This is a genomic window from Bradyrhizobium sp. LTSP885 (assembly GCF_000938305.1).
Classification (GTDB): domain Bacteria; phylum Pseudomonadota; class Alphaproteobacteria; order Rhizobiales; family Xanthobacteraceae; genus Bradyrhizobium.
On record NZ_JYMT01000002.1, the window covers coordinates 183,278 to 199,549 of the forward strand.

Genomic DNA, 16,272 nt, shown 5'->3' on the forward strand with positions numbered 1-16,272 from the left:
TTACAGGGCGTTAGAAAGAGTACTTTGCTCCGACGAAAAGTCAACTATAGGTAGAAACGGCGGGCTGTGAAATCTTTGATAACAATGTGGGCATGATGGCTAAGGTATCGGCGTTGACGCAGCGTCGGATTGTTCTGTCGGGATCACATGTTTGAACGACTCCCCTTTTTCTACGGCTGGATCATCGTCGCGGTGACCTTCGTCACCATGGCGATTGGCGTCAACGCGCGGACGGCGTTCTCGCTGTTCTATCCGCCGATCCTTAGTGAATTCGGCTGGGAGCGCGGCGTCACGGCCGGCGCGTTCTCGTTCGGCTTCGTGGCGTCGAGCATTGCGAGCCCGCTGATCGGCCGGTTGATGGATCGCCATGGTCCGCGCGCGGTGATGGAGCTCGGTGTGCTGCTGATGGGAGCGGGGCTGTTGCTGGCCCCGCTGACCTCACAGCCATGGCATCTCTATCTCACCATCGGTGTGCTGGTCGGCGCCGGCAGCGTTTGCCTCGGCTATTCCGGCCATTCCCTGTTCCTGCCGAACTGGTTCATCCGCCGTCGCGGGCTCGCGATCGGGCTTGCCTTTGCCGGTGTCGGGATCGGTTCGGTGACGCTGCTGCCGTGGGTGCAGCACATGATCGAGCAGACCGGCTGGCGCACTGCCTGCGCCGCGATGGGGATCGTGGTGCTGGTCGTGCTCGCGCCCGATCAACCTGCTACTGCATCGGCGGCCCGAGGACATCGGGCTGCAACCAGATGGCGATGCTGCGCCGACGGCGACATCGGCCAAACCGGCCTCCAACATCGTCGATCCGGTTTGGGCCAGCACCGACTGGACGCTGCCGCGCGCGTTGCGCACCGCGCGGTTCTGGTGGATCGCGGTCGGCTATTTCTGCGGCTCGTACGTCTGGTACGCGGTGCAGGTGCACCAGACCAAGTTCCTGCTCGATATCGGCTTCAGCTCCAGCGTCGGCGTCTGGGCGCTCGGCGTTGTCAGCCTGCTCGGCATTCCCGGCCAGATCTGTCTCGGGCATTTGTCCGATCGCGTCGGCCGCGAATGGGTCTGGGCGATTGCCTGCTTCGGCTTCGCGAGCTGCTTTGCCGCGCTGGTCGCGCTGAAATTCTGGCCGATCATGCCGCTGGTCTATCTCATGGTCTTCACGCAGGGCGCGCTCGGCTATGGCGTCACGTCCGTGATGGGGCCGGTCGTGCTGGAGATCTTTCAGGGCAAGCGGTACGGCAGCATCTTCGGCACCGTCATGCTCGCCCAGCTGGCCGGCGGCGCTGCGGGACTGTGGGTGACCGGCCAGCTGTATGATCTGTCGGGCAGCTACACGGTGGCGTTCACGGTCGGAATCGCCGTGAGCCTGCTGTCGGCGATCGCGATCTGGCAGGCCGCACCGCGTAGGGTCCGCGCGGTCGCAGGGCAGATCCACAAGATTGTGAGCGTGGCTTGAGATCAGGCGGTGCAGCTGGGTCACGGTACAATCACCAATTCACGCCGCTGTCTATGAATTGCTTCACAGAGTTGACCATGCATGATGCAAAGTCGACGCCTTTCGTGAACCGCCACGTCTGGTTGGCTTCTTGTCCATCCCATCCCACAGTGCTTCCATGCGACCTCCCTTCTTCTACGGCTGGATCATCGTTGCGGTGACCTTCGTCACCATGGCGATCGGGGTCAACGCGCGGACCGCGTTCTCGCTGTTCTATCCGCCGATCCTCAGCGAGTTCGGCTGGGAGCGCGGCGTCACCGCCGGCGCATTCTCGTTCGGCTTCGTGGCGTCGAGCATTGCGAGTCCACTGATCGGCCGGTTGATGGACCGCCGCGGTCCGCGCGCGGTGATGGAGATTGGCGTCCTCTTGATGGGATCGGGGCTGTTGCTGGCGCCGCTGACCTCGCGGCCCTGGCATCTCTATCTCACCATCGGCGTGCTCGTTGGCACCGGCAGCGTCTGCCTCGGCTATTCCGGCCAGTCGCTGTTCCTGCCGAACTGGTTCCTCCGCCGCCGCGGATTGGCGGTCGGGCTTGCTTTTGCCGGGGTCGGGATCGGCTCGGTGACGCTGCTGCCATGGGTGCAGCACATGATCGAGCAGACTGGGTGGCGCACCGCCTGCACCGCGATGGGCATTGTCGTGCTGGTCGTGCTGGCGCCGATCAACCTCTTGCTGCACAGGCGGCCCGAGGATATCGGCCTGCAACCCGACGGCGATGCCGCGCCGACGGCGACGTCGGCCAGACCGGCTTCCAACATCGTCGATCCCGCCTGGGCAGCGACCGACTGGACATTGTCGCGCGCGCTACGCACCGCACGATTCTGGTGGATCGCGGTCGGCTATTTTGGCGGCCTGTACATCTGGTACGCGGTGCAGGTGCACCAAACCAAGTTCCTGCTCGATATTGGCTTCAGCTCCAGCGTCGGCGTTTGGGCGCTCGGGGTGGTCAGCTCGCTCGGCATTCCCGGCCAGATCTGGCTCGGCCATCTGTCCGACCGCATCGGCCGCGAATGGGTGTGGGCGATCGCCTGCTTCGGCTTCGCGATCTGCTTTGCTGCGCTGGTGGCCCTGAAATTCTGGCCGATCATGCCACTGATCTATCTGATGGTCTTCACGCAGGGCGCGCTCGGCTACGGCCTCACCTCCGTGATGGGGCCGGTCGTGCTGGAGATCTTCCAGGGCAAGCATTACGGCAGCATTTTCGGCACCATCATGCTCGCCGCGCTGGCCGGTGGGGCTGCCGGACCGTGGGTGACCGGGCAATTGTATGATCTGTCGGGCAGCTACACGGCGGCGTTCATCCTTGGCATCGCCGTCAGCCTGCTGTCGGCCATTGCGATCTGGCAGGCCGCGCCGCGCAGGGTCCGCGCCGTCGCAGGGCAGATGCACAAGATTGCCAGCGCGATGTGAGCAGGATCAGGCGGGCGCAACCCCGATCGCCCGCTGCAGATCGGTGATCGCGCGCAGGAAGCTGTCGGATGGCGTGGTCTCCGGATCGATCAGGCGGTGCAGCCGGAAACCGTCTTCCAGCGCCAATACGATCGCACCGGTCCATTCCGGGTTGATCACGCCGTTCCTGCCGGAATTTCTCAGCGTGGTCGCGACGATGTCGGTGATCAGCTTGCGGCGCGCGCGCAGCCGCTTGGCGAGCTCGGGCCGGCGCTTCTCGGCGCGCGCCACGAACAGGATCATCTCCATATGCAGGAGAGGCGAGCGGCCGAGCGGATCCTGCCGGCTGCGATCCATCGTCCTGAGCGCCTCGAGGAAATCCGGAAGGTTCTTGTGCCTGTCGAGCAAATCGAGATTGCGCCGGATCGATTGCTCGACGTGGTCCTCGAGCATCGCGATGATCAACTCGTCCTTCGTTTTGAAGTTCGAATAGAAAGCGCCGCGGGTGAAACCGGCCGCGGCCGCGATCGCCTCGATGCTGGCGCCGCCGATTCCCTGGTCCTCGAACACCCGCGCCGCCGCCTCGAACAGCTTCTCGCGGGTGTCGTCCCGTGTCGGTCTGGTTCGAACCCTTGACATCCGCGGATTTTAGGGCAGAATGCAACTCAATACAATAGTGTATCGAGTTGCATTTGACCAGATCAAGATGGCCGGCCCATTGAGGACTAGCCCTGAGGATGACACCAAGGCGCGCCAGGGTGCAGACACCGGCGCAGCAAACGAGCGAGGGTCACCATGAACGAGCATGTTCAGTCGGCGAGCAGCGAACCGCTTTTCAATCCACTGGCGCCCGAATTCATTCGCAATCCCTATCCGTATTACGAGCGGTTGCGCACCATGGACCCGATGCACATCAACGCGCACGGCGCCTTCGTCGCCAGCCGTCACGCCGAGGCGAGCCTGGTGCTGCGCGACAAGCGCTTCGGCAAGGACTATGTCGAGCGCAGCATCCGCCGCTACGGCCCCAAGATCATGGACGAGCCGGTCATGCGCAGCATGGGCCATTGGATGCTGCAGCAGGACCCGCCGGACCACACCCGTCTGCGCGGCCTCGTCGTGAAGGCCTTCACCGCGCGCCGGGTCGAGGACATGCGCCCGCGCATCCAGCACGTCGTCGACGAGACGCTCGAGCGCATCATTCCGCAGGGGAAGATGGACCTGATCGAGGATTTCGCCTTCCGCCTGCCCGTCACCATCATCTGCGACATGCTTGGAATCCCCGAGGAGCATCGCGAGGCTTTCTACAATGGCTCGCGCGACGGCGGACGCCTGCTCGAGCCGGTGCCGATGACGCCGGAAGAAATCAAGCAGGGTAACGCCGGCAACGCGATGGCCGCGATGTACTTCCACCAGCTGTTCGAACTGCGTCGCAAGCAGCCCGGCGACGACCTCACCACGCAACTGGTGCAGGCCGAGGAAGACGGCCAGAAGCTCACCAACGAGGAGCTGACCGCCAATATCATCCTGCTGTTCGGCGCCGGCCATGAGACGACCGTGAACCTGATCGGCAACGGCCTGCTCGCGCTCTATCGAAACCCGGACCAACTCGCGCTGCTCAAGGCCAATCCCGGCCTGATCACCAATGCGATCGAGGAGTTCCTGCGCTACGATTCCTCGGTGCAGATGACCGGCCGGGTCGCGCTGGAAGATATTGAGGATCTCGGCGGCAAGCGCATCCCGAAGGGCGAGAGCGTGCTGTGCCTGCTCGGCTCGGCCAATCACGACCCGGCGGTCTATCCCGACCACCCCGAAAAGCTCGACATCGAGCGGCCGAATGTGAGGCCGCTGTCGTTCGGCGGCGGCATCCATTTCTGCCTCGGCGCCCAGCTGGCGCGGATCGAGGCCGAGATCGCGATCTCGACCCTGCTGCGCCGGCTTCCGGACCTGCGGCTCGATGACGCGGAGAATCCGGAGTGGCGGCCGACCTTCGTGCTGCGCGGGTTGAAGAGCCTGCCCGCGAGCTGGTGATCGCTCGATCTTTCGGGCGCGTCGCGGTCCCGCCGCGCACGCGCTGTTGAGCGGAAAACGCCGTCCGGCCTGAAGTCACAGCAGCAAAGCTGCTGTGACTTCGCCATACTTGTCTCTATATATTGGGCTGCTCCGGTTCAGGCTCGGCGTGGGCACGCTGCCGCGGAGCGGGCTCAAAGGGAGACACCGTGCAGACGACGCTGCTCGGCCTGGCAATCGCCTTCATCCTTGCACTGGTCGCCGCGCTGGTCGGTCCGTACTTTGTCGACTGGAACCAGTTCAGGCCGCAGTTCGAGGCGGAGGCGAGCAAGATCATCGGCGCGCCGGTCCGCGTTGCCGGCGATCTCGACGCGCGCCTGCTGCCGGCGCCCTCGCTGCGGCTGAAAACGGTTACCGTGGGCGGCGCCAACGACCTCGGCAAGGTCCGTGCCGCCAAGCTCGACGTCGAGTTCAGCCTGAGCTCGCTGATGCGCGGCGAGGTGCGCGCCACCGAACTCACCATCAATGGCGTCTCGCTCGATCTCGGGCTTGATCCGAAGGGGCGGATCGACTGGCCCGCCTCCAGCGGTGCCTTCAATCTGGCGTCGCTTGCGGTCGACCGGCTCAATCTCACCGGCCGCCTCGCGCTGCACGATGCGGCGAGCCGCGGCACGCTCGAGCTGAGCGACATCGCCTTCAGCGGCGACGTTCGCTCGCTCGCCGGCGCGATCCGCGGCGACGGCAATTTCATGTTCGACGGCAATCGCTACCCGTTTCGGGTCTCGTCTGGCGTAGGACCCGACGGCAACGGCACGCGCCTGCATCTCAGCGTCGATCCGGGCCAGCGCCCGATCTCGGCCGATCTCGACGGCGTCCTGACCTTCGAGGCGCGGGCGCCGCGGTTCGAGGGGGCGGTGACGCTAGCCGGCGCGCCTGGCCAACGCGGTAGCGGCGATCAGCCGGCATGGCGGATCGCGGCCAAGGTCAAGACCGACTATTCGGCGGCCCGCCTCGACCAGGTCGAGGTGAGCTACGGCGCCGAGGACCGCGCGCTGAAACTTGCAGGCTCCGGCGATATCCGCTTTGGCGCGGCGCCGCTGTTGCGCGCCTCGCTCTCGGCGCGCCAGCTCGACGCCGACAAATTCGCCGCCAAGGATGCGAACAAGGATGGAAACAAGGACGGCAAGGACGGAAATGCCGAGCCGGCACGCGTGCTGCCGGCGTTGCGCGCATTCGTCTCGGGCCTCCCACAGAGCCCGATCCCGGCGCAGGTCGAACTGGCCACCGAGCAGGTCATGCTCGGCGGCCGTCCGCTGCAGGACATCTCGGCCGAACTGCATTCGGACGCCAAATCCTGGACGGTGCGCCGGCTGGAGTTTCGCGCGCCGGGCTCCACGCGGGTCTCGATGAGCGGCGCCAGCGCGCAGGCGGGCGCGTCCAACAGCTTCAAGACCGCGCTCGATATCGAATCGTCGGATCCCGACGCGCTGATGACCTGGCTGCAGGGTCGTGGTGACATGGCCTATCGCAGCCAGAAGCCGCTGCGGCTGCGCGGCGACGTCACGGTGTCGCCGGCGGGCTTTGCGATCGACGCCATGAAGGCAGAGATTGAGGGCGGCGCGGTCGAAGGTCGTGTCGCGGTCTCGCATCGCGAGGCGAGCACCGGATCGAAGGTCGAGGCGCAGTTGAAGGCTGATCGGCTCGACCTCGACGCGACCGCGGCCTTCATCCGTTCGCTGGCCGGTCCGCAGGGCGAATGGCCCGACGAGGCAAAACTCTCGCTCGATATCGGGCGCGCCATGTCCGCGGGCCAGGAATTGCGGCCGCTGGTGGCGAAGTTCGCCTATAGCCCGAAGGACATCGTGCTCGAGCGTGTGCAGATCGGCCAGCCCGACAATGTCACGCTGGACGGCAGCGGCAATTTCGACCGCATCAATGCGACCGGCAGACTGGCGATCGATGCGACCGCCGCGTCGCTCGGCCGGCTTGCCGCGATTGTTCAGCCGTTCGCGCCGTCATTCGCCGCGCGGCTCGGCGGCGTCCGGGCGGATGCCGGTCCTGTCCGCGCAAAGCTTGCGCTCGATCTCACCAAGGGCAAGGGACAGGCTGCCGATAGGAGCAATGCGCAAGCGACGCTCGATCTTGATGCGCCTCAGGTGAAGGGACGCACCATGATATCGGCGACGCCGCCGACCGCGGCGATCCGCGCGCTGGATCTCGACGCGATTGGCCGCAGCGACATTGCGGCGGAGGCCAAATTCTCGGCCGGCGAGGGAAATGCCCTGCTGGCGTTGCTGGGCCTTGATCGTGCCATCGCGGCCGGTGCCGGCCCGGCGCAGTTCGAGGGCACCGTGAACGGCGCGTGGCGTGCGCCGTTGCGGCTGAAAGCCAGACTCTGGGGCGCCGGACTTGATGCGGATGCCGATGGCACTGCCGAGCCATGGGCGAAGGACGCCAAATCGAGCGTCAGCCTGCGCGTCCGCAGCGCCGACATCAGTCCGCTGCTCGATCTGAAACCGTCTGATCAAGCCGGAAACATCCGCCTGTCGTCGCGCGTGACGCTGGCAGGAGACAGACTGACCTTCGACGATCTCGACAGCATCGTCGCCGGCTCGCGGCTGCGTGGGCGGCTGGCGCTGACGCTCGCCGACGAGAAGAGCATCGAGGGCGAACTCGGCCTCGATCAGATCGCGCTGGCGCCGGTCTTTGCGACAGCGATCGGCGCAGCGGGGCATGATGCGACCGAGCCGCTCGGCGCGGGGTTGACCTGGGGCTGGCGCGGCAAGGTCACGTTCGAGGCGCTTCGCGGCGCGCTGCCGGGCGGCGCCGAACTGCAGCCGGTCAGCGGCACCATCAAGTCCGACGGACAGTCGCTGACCTTCGATGGCATCAAGGGCAAGATCGGCGGCGGCGAGGCGACCGCCACCGTCGACGCACGGCAAGGCGCTAATGGACTTGCACTGAATGCGAACGTTCAGCTTTCCGGCGTCGACGGTTCCGCGCTGCGTTATCGCGGCCTGTCGATGCCCAAGGGCCGCGCGTCGATGCAGATGACCGTGTTGAGCCAGGGCCGCAGTGCCTCCGCCTTGACGGGCGCGCTCTCCGGCAGCGGCACCGTCACGCTGGACGGGGTGACGCTTGCGGGTCTCGATCCACGGTCGTTCGAGGTCGCGATCCGCGCCAGTGACTCCGGACAGGCGACCGACGACGTCAGGCTGAAGCAGATCGTCGAGCCGGTGCTGGCGGGCGGCACGCTGTCGATTCCGTCCGCGCAGATTCCCTTCAACATCCGTGACGGCCGCCTCCGCGTCGGCGCCACCACGCTGGCGGCCAACGGCGCCAATGCGACCGTATCGGGCGGCTACGACATTCCGGCCGACCAGGCCGACATTCGCGCCGCGCTGGCATCGACGCTGATCGGCACGGCCAATAATCGTCCGGAGATCCAGGTGCTTGCGGTCGGCACGCCCGACGGACTGACGCGCAGCCTCGATATCGCGGCATTGTCGTCTTGGCTTGCGGTACGTGCGATCGACCGCGAAACAAGGCGGCTCGACGCGATCGAGCGCGGTGAGCCGCCGCCACCGCCGGAGCCGATACCGGCGACGATTCCGCAACCCAGCGAGCCCGCGCCCGAGACGCCGAACGCCAATTCGGCGCCGGTGCCTCCTGTGGAGGTGCCGCTGCCGCGCCGCGTGCCGCCGAAGCCGAAGATCGTGGCGCCACGTCCGCCCCTCGTCCCGCCGGTGGCCACAGCGCCTGCGGTTGCGCCTGCCACTGCGCCTCCTGCACCGATCGCGAGTCAGTCGCAGGTTGCACCCTTGCCGCCGCCGATCGAGGTCAAGCCGCTGCCGGGCGCCGTGAGGCCGAAGCCGCGTCCGCCCCTGTCACTGACGCCGCAGGTTGCCAATCCACCGCCGCGGCCGGCGATACAGAATTAGCTTACGGCTGGTGCTGGAGAATATTGACGAGCTTGCCGAAGGGATCGCGGACGAAGAAGCGCCGAACGCCCCACGGCTCATCCGCCGGTCCGTATTCGATCGCAATGCGGGCCGCCGTCACGCGACGAAGCGCATCGTCGAGATCGTCCACCTCAACCGAGAGATCAGGCACCGGCGTTCCGGAGCCGCCTTCGGACGCGAAGCTGATTTGAACCCGCATCGTTTCGGACGAGCCGTAGGTCGCAATCCAACCGAAATCCATCAGCGGTTCGAGTCCGAGGATGTCCTGATAGAATGTCTTCGCTGCCGCCACGTCAGTGGCGGCAATGTTAGCGACGATGCGTTTGACTTTCATGCTGATATCCGCGCCACAACACGATCGCCTGCTCTATAGCATGGCGGCGATCGGTCGCGGGAAGCGGAGAGGCCGCCAGAGCGTTTTCCAGCGAAGTGGCCGCCGGTTCGTGTGAGGAAAACGCGTCAAAACAAAAATCCAGAGCCCGTTCCGATTCCATCGGAACGGAAAGGGCTCTAGGCCTGCTGACGCGTATCGACGGGCTGCAGCCTTGCTTCCGGCACGGCCGGTGTGGCGCGCGAGCGGAAATAGTCCAGCACGAAGAGGCGGATTGCGGAGGAGAGATTGCCCTGCTGGCGATTGCTGTCGATCTCGCCGACCAGTTCCGACAGCGTCATGTTTCGCAGACCGGAAATCTCTTTCATGCCGTTCCAGAACGCCTCTTCAAGGCTGACGCTGGTCTTGTGTCCGGCGACGACAATCGAACGTTTGACGACGGGAGATTTCATGATGCGTCTCCACCGTCGATGCGATGTTGCTCAAGCTGACGAGCGTTGTGCTCGGCGAGATGTTCATCGCGCGCGCGTTCAGACTTGGTGCGACCAAATAGCGCACGATTTGTTTCGGCCTGCTTCGCCACTTGTTCGCGCTCGCCCCGCTTCTTGAATCGTTTCAGATTGACCACGTCGCCCATGCTCGTCCCTCATCGTCCCCTTATACGAATTGGTGATGCATCGTGACGAACGCAAGAGTGGTCGCGCTGCGCGCCTGGCTCGATATCCATCCAGAATCCCCGTTTGATGCCTCGTGATAGCATCAAAGAATCAGTTTCGCTCTGCGAAAACTTGACATCTGTCTTGCTGTAACATGCGTCAGCGCGGAGCCGATAGATGACCGGCCTTAGTCTTTAGGCGTTATGATCTATAATTATATCACGCAGGTTGTCTGCAATTGTCCGGACAATGATCATGCACTCAGCCGGGGTGTGTCATTTTGTCCGGCTGCACGAGCCGATCGAATTCATCTGCAGATACAAAGCCGAGCCGCAAAGCTTCTTCCTTCAGCGTCGTTCCGCGCGCATGCGCAGCCTTGGCGACCTTGGCCGCATTGTCGTAGCCGATCTTCGGCGCGAGCGCCGTCACCAGCATCAGCGAGCGCTGCATCAACTCGCTGATGCGCTTTTCGTCGGCGCGTATGCCGACAACGCAATGCTCGGTGAACGAGCGGACGACATCGGCCAGCAGTTGAATGGAATTCATCATACAATATGCCAAAACGGGCTTGTACACGTTGAGCTCGAAATGACCCTGGCTGCCGGCGATCGTGATCGCAGTCTCGTTGCCGAACACCTGGCAGCAAACCATGGTCACCGCCTCGCATTGGGTCGGGTTGACCTTGCCCGGCATGATCGACGAGCCCGGCTCGTTCTCGGGCAGGATCAGCTCGCCGAGGCCCGAGCGCGGACCGGATCCGAGGAAGCGGATGTCGTTGGCGATCTTGAACAGACCGGTCGCCACCGAATTGATCACACCGTGAACCAGCACATAGGCGTCGTTCGAGGCCAAGGCCTCGAATTTGTTCTCGGCGCTGGTGAACGGCAGCCTGGTGATCTTGGCGACGTGCCTGGCAAAGGTCTTGGCGAATCTCGGCTTCGAGTTGAGGCCAGTGCCGACCGCGGTGCCGCCCTGCGCCAGCGGAAACAGATCCTTCACCGCCACCCGCAGCCGTGCGATGCCGCTCCCGACCTGCGCGGCGTAGCCCGAGAATTCCTGGCCGAGCGTCAGCGGCGTTGCATCCTGGGTGTGGGTGCGTCCGATCTTGACGATCCTAGCGAACGCCTTCTCCTTCTTGCGCAGCTCGCGATGCAGTTCGGTCAGCGCCGGAATCAGATCGGCGATGATCCGCGTCGCCGCCGCGATATGCATTGCGGTCGGGAATGAATCATTCGACGACTGGCTCATGTTGACATGGTCGTTCGGATGGATCGGCTTCTTGGCGCCTAGCTCGCCGCCGAGCGTCTGGTTGGCGCGATGGGCGATCACCTCGTTGAGGTTCATGTTGGTCTGGGTGCCGGAGCCGGTCTGCCAGACCACCAGCGGGAAATGATCGTCGAGCTTGCCATCGATCACCTCCTTGGCGGCGCGAACGATCGCGCCGGTGCGGCGTGCGTCGAGCAGGCCGAGATCGCGATTGGTCTCTGCGGCCGCGAGCTTGACGATGCCAAGTGCGTGAACGATCGCGATCGGCATCCGGTCATGGCCGATCTTGAAATTCTGCCGCGAGCGTTCGGTCTGCGCGCCCCAGTAACGGTCGGTGGGCACGTCGATCGGACCGAAACTGTCGGTTTCGCTGCGGGTGGTGGTTTTGGCAGTCGTTTTGGCGGTTGTTTTGGAACGTGTCGTTGATCGAGCCATGGATGGTTTCCGTGCGTCACAAGAGCGTGATCCCGCAATGGGCCGGTCGTCGCGCGAAAGCTCATGCTCATGCAGAAGATAGTCCGGGATGACGATCTGTCATCCCGATCTTCGCAAGCACCCTACAAGGTCGAGGTTTGATCTGCGCTTAGATTATTTCTTGGATTATTTCTTGCGGAAACGATCGAGCCGCACCACTTCGGCGCCTTCGCTGGGCTTCGCCGGCTCGTCGTCGGTCTCGGCGGCCCTGGTCTCGGCCGCTGCCCGGAGCGGGGTCGCGGGGAGGGAGGTGGCCGCAGATGCAGCCGGCACTCTGGCCGGGGACTCTTCGACCGCTGCGTCCGACACATCGAACAGCAGATCGAACGGCGCGGACGGATCGAGGAAGCGCGTGACCGAGGCGAACGGCACGGTCAGGCGCTCGGGAATTCCGCCGAACGACAGGCCGACCTCGAACCGTTCCTCCGTCACCACCAGGTCCCAGAACTGGTGCTGCAGGATGACGGTCATTTCCTCCGGATATTGCGCCAGCAGCCGCGGCGAGATCTTCACGCCGTCGGCGGTCGACAGGAAGGTGATGTAAAAATGGTGCTCGCCCGGCAGGCCGTGTTCGGCGGCGTCGGTCAGAACCCGGCGCAGCACCCCGCGCAGCGCGTCCCGCGCCAGCACGTCATATCGGATGTGATCGGTCGCCATGGTGATCCTGTCGCTTTCGAAAATAGTGCCTGGCTCGGCGGCGCCGGACCGCCCGACTCGCCCCTTTGAGCCATGCTACCCTGCCGGGAGCCGGAAATCAGCAGGGGCGGCGCCGGAAATGTGGGCGGGAAGCGCCGGGTCTGGAATCCGGGTCTGGAATGAAGTGGAGGCTTCTGTTGCCAGGTGCCTCCGAACCCCGCCTAACGGAGCTTAACCCGTTAGGACTTTAAGTGTGGTCTTTCAAACTGCGTTACGCAGCCTGAGCAACCGGAGCAAAGTTGTCGTTGGCAACTATTGCATTAGCCCGATAACGGCGGAACCATACCGAGAAAAAACACGCCCTTTACGCCCTCGTCGATCCTATTTCGCCCCCGCCGAAAGCCACCCCATGATCGGTCGGTCAGGATGGGTTTTGGTGGAGGCGCCGGGTACCGCCCCCGGGTCCGAATGGTTTATTGCGACGGCCATTTATTTCCATAGCCGGCGAACCGGCACCCCCAATATAGGCGGCAACGCTGGAGAAAAATAGAGCCGATTCAGGGCTCTTGAGGTGTGAAAACACGCCGATTTGGGTTGGTCTGCGTCGTGCGGTCGTCCTAGATTTTGTTTATGCCTCCGGATTCGCAGCCGGTTGCCGTCCCGGCGCCGGACGTTCCCCCGTCATCTTCGCCCAGCCAGCCCGGCCTGTCCGAGCTGTTTTTTGCCTTTGCCAAGATGTCGCTGGCCGGCTTCGGCGGGGTACTGGTCTGGGCCCGGCGGGGCATTGTCGAGCAGCACCGCTGGATGACGGCGGAGGAGTTCAACGAGACCTTCGCGCTCTGCCACTTCCTGCCGGGGCCGAATATCGTCAATCTGTCGGTCGTGTTCGGCTCGCGCTTTCGCGGCATCGCCGGTGGCGTTGCTGCCTTCGCCGGCCTGGTCGGCCCGCCGATGGTGATCGCCACCATCCTCGCCGCGCTCTATGTGCGCTACGGCGAGATCGATGCGCTGCGTCGCACGCTCGCCGGCGTGTCCTGTGTCGCGGTGGGCCTCCTGCTCGCCGTCGTCTTCAAGATGATGACGCCGCTGCTCAAGCGGCGCGACGTCACGGGCCTCGTCGTCATGCTCGCGGTCTTCGTCGCGATCGGGCTGATCCGATGGCCGCTGCAGCTCGTGCTGCTGGTCGCGATCCCGCTCAGCCTTGCGATCACGATTCTGACGCGCCGCAAGGTCAAGGCATGAGCACCGAGTCCAACCCGATCGCCATGCTGGTCTGGACCTTCGGCTTGATGTCGCTGTTTGCGGTCGGCGGCGCCAATTCGGCGATCCCCGAAATGCACCGTGCCGCGGTCGACGTGCATCACTGGATGACCGACAAGCAGTTCGCCGACGTCTTCGCGATCGCGCAGCTGTCGCCGGGACCGAACGTGCTGATCGTGACGCTGATAGGCTACTCTGTCGCAGGCGTCACCGGTGCCTTGGCGGCAACGCTTGCGATGTGCGGTCCAACCGCGCTGCTTGCCTATTATGTGAGCCGTTTCCTCGAACGCTCGCGTCACGCGCGCTGGCCTGCGCTCGTTCAAGCGGCACTGGTTCCGCTGTCGATCGGCCTGATGGCGGCGAGCGGGCTGATCCTGGCGCGGACATCAGACCAAAGTTGGATCGCGGCGCTGCTCACCATTGTCGCAGCCGCGCTTGCGTTTGCGACGCGTGTCAATCCTTTCTGGCTGCTGCTTGCTGGCGGCATTCTGGGTTTTGCTGGCGTTGTCTGACGAAAATCGCTAGCAAGTCCTCAGGCCAGCATCACGAGCCATCAAATCAGAACGGGTGGGCAAGCCTGCCGTGGGGGAGTGAAATCATGAGCGATACGCCGAGCGAGGCGCCGGTCAAATCCATCCTGCCAAAATGGGTCCGCGGTCCGCAGGATTTTGTCGGCGGGATCGCCTTGATGGCGATCGCCCTGTTCGCCCTGTGGGCGTCCAGCGACCTGCAGGGCATGCACGGATTTTCGTTCGGCGCCGGAACAGTGCCGCGCATGTTCGCGGTGCTGCTGTTGCTGCTGGGCGGCGTCATCGCGCTGATAGGAGTCCTCAACGACGGCCCGCAGATCGGGACTTATGCTTGGCGCGGGCCGCTCTTCGTCATGCTGTCGATCGTATTCTTTGCACTGGCGATCAGGCCGCTCGGTCTCGTCGTCTCCGCCTTCTCGTGCTTCCTGATCGCGGCGCTCGGCTCGCATGAGACGAAATGGCTCGAGGCGATCATCGTCGGCGCCTGCCTGACGCTCGGCTGCGCGCTACTCTTTCCCTATGTGCTGGGACTGCCGATGCCGATGTTCCCGCGTTTCCTGATCCAGTGAGGGCGTGATGGACCTCTTTGCCAATCTCGCCCTCGGTTTCGGCGTCGCCCTGACCCCGATCAATCTTCTGCTGTGCCTGATCGGCGCGCTGGTCGGCACGTTGGTCGGCGTGCTGCCGGGCATCGGCACCATCGCCACGGTGGCGATGCTGCTCCCGATCACCTTCGGCCTGCCGCCGGTCGGCGCCCTGATCATGCTCGCGGGCATTTATTACGGCGCCCAATATGGCGGCTCGACCACGTCGATCCTGGTCAATATTCCCGGTGAAGCGACATCGGTCGTGACCACGCTCGACGGCTTCCAGATGGCCAAGCAGGGCCGCGCCGGCCCGGCACTCGCGATCGCCGCGATCGGCTCGTTCTTCGCCGGCTGCGTCGCGACGGTTTTGATCGCTGTACTAGGTGCGCCATTGACAAAACTCGCGCTGGCCTTCGGGCCTGCCGAATATTTCTCGCTGATGGTGCTGGGCCTGATCTTCGCGACGGTGTTGGCGAAGGGGTCGATCCTGAAAGCGATCGCTATGATTGTGTTCGGGCTGCTGCTGTCGATGGTCGGGTCCGACATCGAGACCGGCGCCTCGCGCATGGCGTTCAACGTTCCCGAGCTCGCCGACGGCCTCGGCTTTGCGACCGTCGCGATGGGCGTGTTTGGCTTTGCGGAAATCATCCGCAACCTCGACGCCGGCGCCGAGATGGACCGCGATCTGGTGCAGCAAAAGATCACCGGGCTGATGCCGACCAAGAAAGATTTGAAAGACTCGTTCCCTGCGATCGTGCGCGGCACGATCCTGGGGTCGATTCTCGGCATCCTGCCGGGCGGCGGCGCGGTGATCGCGTCGTTCGCGGCCTATACGTTCGAGAAGAAGATCGCCAAGGATCCGTCGCGCTTCGGCCGCGGCGCGATCGAAGGCGTGGCGGCGCCGGAAAGCGCCAACAATGCGGCGGCGCAGACCTCGTTCATCCCGCTGTTGACGCTCGGCATCCCGCCGAACGCCGTGATGGCGCTGATGGTCGGCGCGATGACCATCCATGGCATCGTACCGGGCCCGCAGGTGATGCAGAAGCAGCCAGAGCTGGTATGGGGCATGATCGCCTCGATGTGGATCGGCAATCTGATGCTGATCGTCATCAACCTGCCGTTGGTCGGCATCTGGGTGAGGCTGTTGCGGGTGCCATACCGGCTGATGTTCCCTTCGATCGTGATCTTCTGCGCGATCGGCATCTATTCCATCAACAACGCACCGGTCGATGTCGTCCTCGCCGGCGCGTTCGGACTGCTCGGCTATTGGCTGATCAAGCACGATTTCGAGCCCGCGCCGCTGTTGCTCGGCATGGTGCTCGGACCGCTGATGGAAGAGAACCTGCGCCGGGCACTCTTGATCTCGCGCGGCGACTGGAGCGTGTTCGTCTCGCGGCCGCTGTCGGCGGTGTTGCTGGCGATCGCAGCCGGTCTGCTGGTGCTGGCGATCTTGCCGGCGCTGCGCGCCAAGCGCGACCAGGTGTTCGTGGAGTCGGAGAGCTGATCGCGCGGCGGTCGGCAAGTTAAGCAACGTAATCAAGTGGATAGGCAAGGGGCGGAACGCCAGTTCCGCCCCTTGTTGTTTGCGATTCCGTGATCATTTTTCGGGGTATAATCAGCGCAATCAACCGAATCGGCGTGTCGACCGGCGGCCCAGGCCGCTAAATTGGCAAACTCCGACAAACCC

The 16,272-nt window shown here is 64.3% G+C and carries 13 protein-coding genes, 1 other RNA gene and 1 pseudogene; 8 read left to right on the forward strand and 7 right to left on the reverse strand.

Annotated features, from left to right (window positions below):
- Positions 1 to 147: 147 nt before the first annotated feature.
- Positions 148 to 1,447 (forward strand): annotated as a pseudogene (locus UP09_RS00865) (MFS transporter).
- A gap of 157 nt (positions 1,448 to 1,604) precedes the next feature.
- Positions 1,605 to 2,897 (forward strand): MFS transporter, encoded by a 1,293-nt coding sequence (locus tag UP09_RS00870; protein ID WP_044536099.1) that lies wholly within the window; start codon positions 1,605 to 1,607, stop codon positions 2,895 to 2,897.
- Between the two features lie 6 nt (positions 2,898 to 2,903).
- On the opposite strand, the gene UP09_RS00875 is transcribed toward UP09_RS00870, so the two are convergent.
- A complete protein-coding gene (locus UP09_RS00875) occupies positions 2,904 to 3,515 on the reverse strand; it encodes a TetR/AcrR family transcriptional regulator (protein WP_044536100.1) in 612 nt (203 codons plus the stop codon).
- Between the two features lie 156 nt (positions 3,516 to 3,671).
- On the opposite strand from UP09_RS00875, the gene UP09_RS00880 reads away from it, so the two are divergent.
- On the forward strand, positions 3,672 to 4,904 hold the full coding sequence (locus UP09_RS00880) for a cytochrome P450 (protein WP_044536101.1): 1,233 nt from the start codon (positions 3,672 to 3,674) through the stop codon (positions 4,902 to 4,904).
- 188 nt (positions 4,905 to 5,092) lie between these two features.
- On the forward strand, positions 5,093 to 8,824 hold the full coding sequence (locus UP09_RS00885; RefSeq protein ID WP_044536102.1) for an AsmA family protein: 3,732 nt from the start codon (positions 5,093 to 5,095) through the stop codon (positions 8,822 to 8,824).
- Position 8,825: 1 nt separating this feature from the next.
- On the opposite strand, the gene UP09_RS00890 is transcribed toward UP09_RS00885, so the two are convergent.
- The 6 genes from UP09_RS00890 to ssrA all read right to left on the reverse strand — a co-directional run bounded on the left by UP09_RS00890 (position 8,826) and on the right by ssrA (position 12,761).
- Positions 8,826 to 9,179 (reverse strand): VOC family protein, encoded by a 354-nt coding sequence (locus UP09_RS00890; protein ID WP_044536103.1) that lies wholly within the window; start codon positions 9,177 to 9,179, stop codon positions 8,826 to 8,828.
- A 176-nt stretch (positions 9,180 to 9,355) separates the two neighbouring features.
- Positions 9,356 to 9,628 (reverse strand): ribbon-helix-helix domain-containing protein, encoded by a 273-nt coding sequence (locus UP09_RS00895; protein WP_044536104.1) that lies wholly within the window; start codon positions 9,626 to 9,628, stop codon positions 9,356 to 9,358.
- Positions 9,625 to 9,813 carry a DUF4169 family protein gene (locus tag UP09_RS00900; protein ID WP_044536105.1) on the reverse strand — a complete coding sequence of 63 codons (189 nt, stop codon included), beginning with the start codon at positions 9,811 to 9,813 and terminating at the stop codon, positions 9,625 to 9,627. Before UP09_RS00900 ends, UP09_RS00895 begins: the two co-directional genes overlap by 4 nt.
- Before the next feature lie 280 nt (positions 9,814 to 10,093).
- A complete protein-coding gene (fumC, locus tag UP09_RS00905) occupies positions 10,094 to 11,533 on the reverse strand; it encodes a class II fumarate hydratase (RefSeq protein WP_044536106.1) in 1,440 nt (479 codons plus the stop codon).
- Between the two features lie 165 nt (positions 11,534 to 11,698).
- Entirely contained in the window at positions 11,699 to 12,229 is a 531-nt protein-coding gene (locus tag UP09_RS00910) for an SspB family protein (RefSeq protein ID WP_044536107.1), read from the reverse strand.
- Between the two features lie 162 nt (positions 12,230 to 12,391).
- Positions 12,392 to 12,761: a transfer-messenger RNA gene (ssrA, locus tag UP09_RS36565) on the reverse strand.
- Between the two features lie 77 nt (positions 12,762 to 12,838).
- Between ssrA and UP09_RS00915 the strand changes: the two genes are divergently transcribed.
- The 4 genes from UP09_RS00915 to UP09_RS00930 all read left to right on the forward strand — a co-directional run bounded on the left by UP09_RS00915 (position 12,839) and on the right by UP09_RS00930 (position 16,089).
- The gene (locus UP09_RS00915; protein WP_044536108.1) at positions 12,839 to 13,450 is read left to right on the forward strand and encodes a chromate transporter; all 612 of its coding nucleotides are present in this window, start codon (positions 12,839 to 12,841) and stop codon (positions 13,448 to 13,450) included.
- On the forward strand, positions 13,447 to 13,980 hold the full coding sequence (locus tag UP09_RS00920) for a chromate transporter (RefSeq protein WP_044536109.1): 534 nt from the start codon (positions 13,447 to 13,449) through the stop codon (positions 13,978 to 13,980). The genes UP09_RS00915 and UP09_RS00920 overlap by 4 nt, the downstream gene beginning before the upstream one ends.
- A gap of 86 nt (positions 13,981 to 14,066) precedes the next feature.
- Positions 14,067 to 14,567: a tripartite tricarboxylate transporter TctB family protein gene (locus tag UP09_RS00925; protein ID WP_044536110.1), complete on the forward strand. Its 501-nt coding sequence runs from the start codon at positions 14,067 to 14,069 to the stop codon at positions 14,565 to 14,567.
- A gap of 7 nt (positions 14,568 to 14,574) precedes the next feature.
- Positions 14,575 to 16,089 carry a tripartite tricarboxylate transporter permease gene (locus UP09_RS00930; protein ID WP_044536111.1) on the forward strand — a complete coding sequence of 505 codons (1,515 nt, stop codon included), beginning with the start codon at positions 14,575 to 14,577 and terminating at the stop codon, positions 16,087 to 16,089.
- Positions 16,090 to 16,272 lie beyond the last annotated feature (183 nt).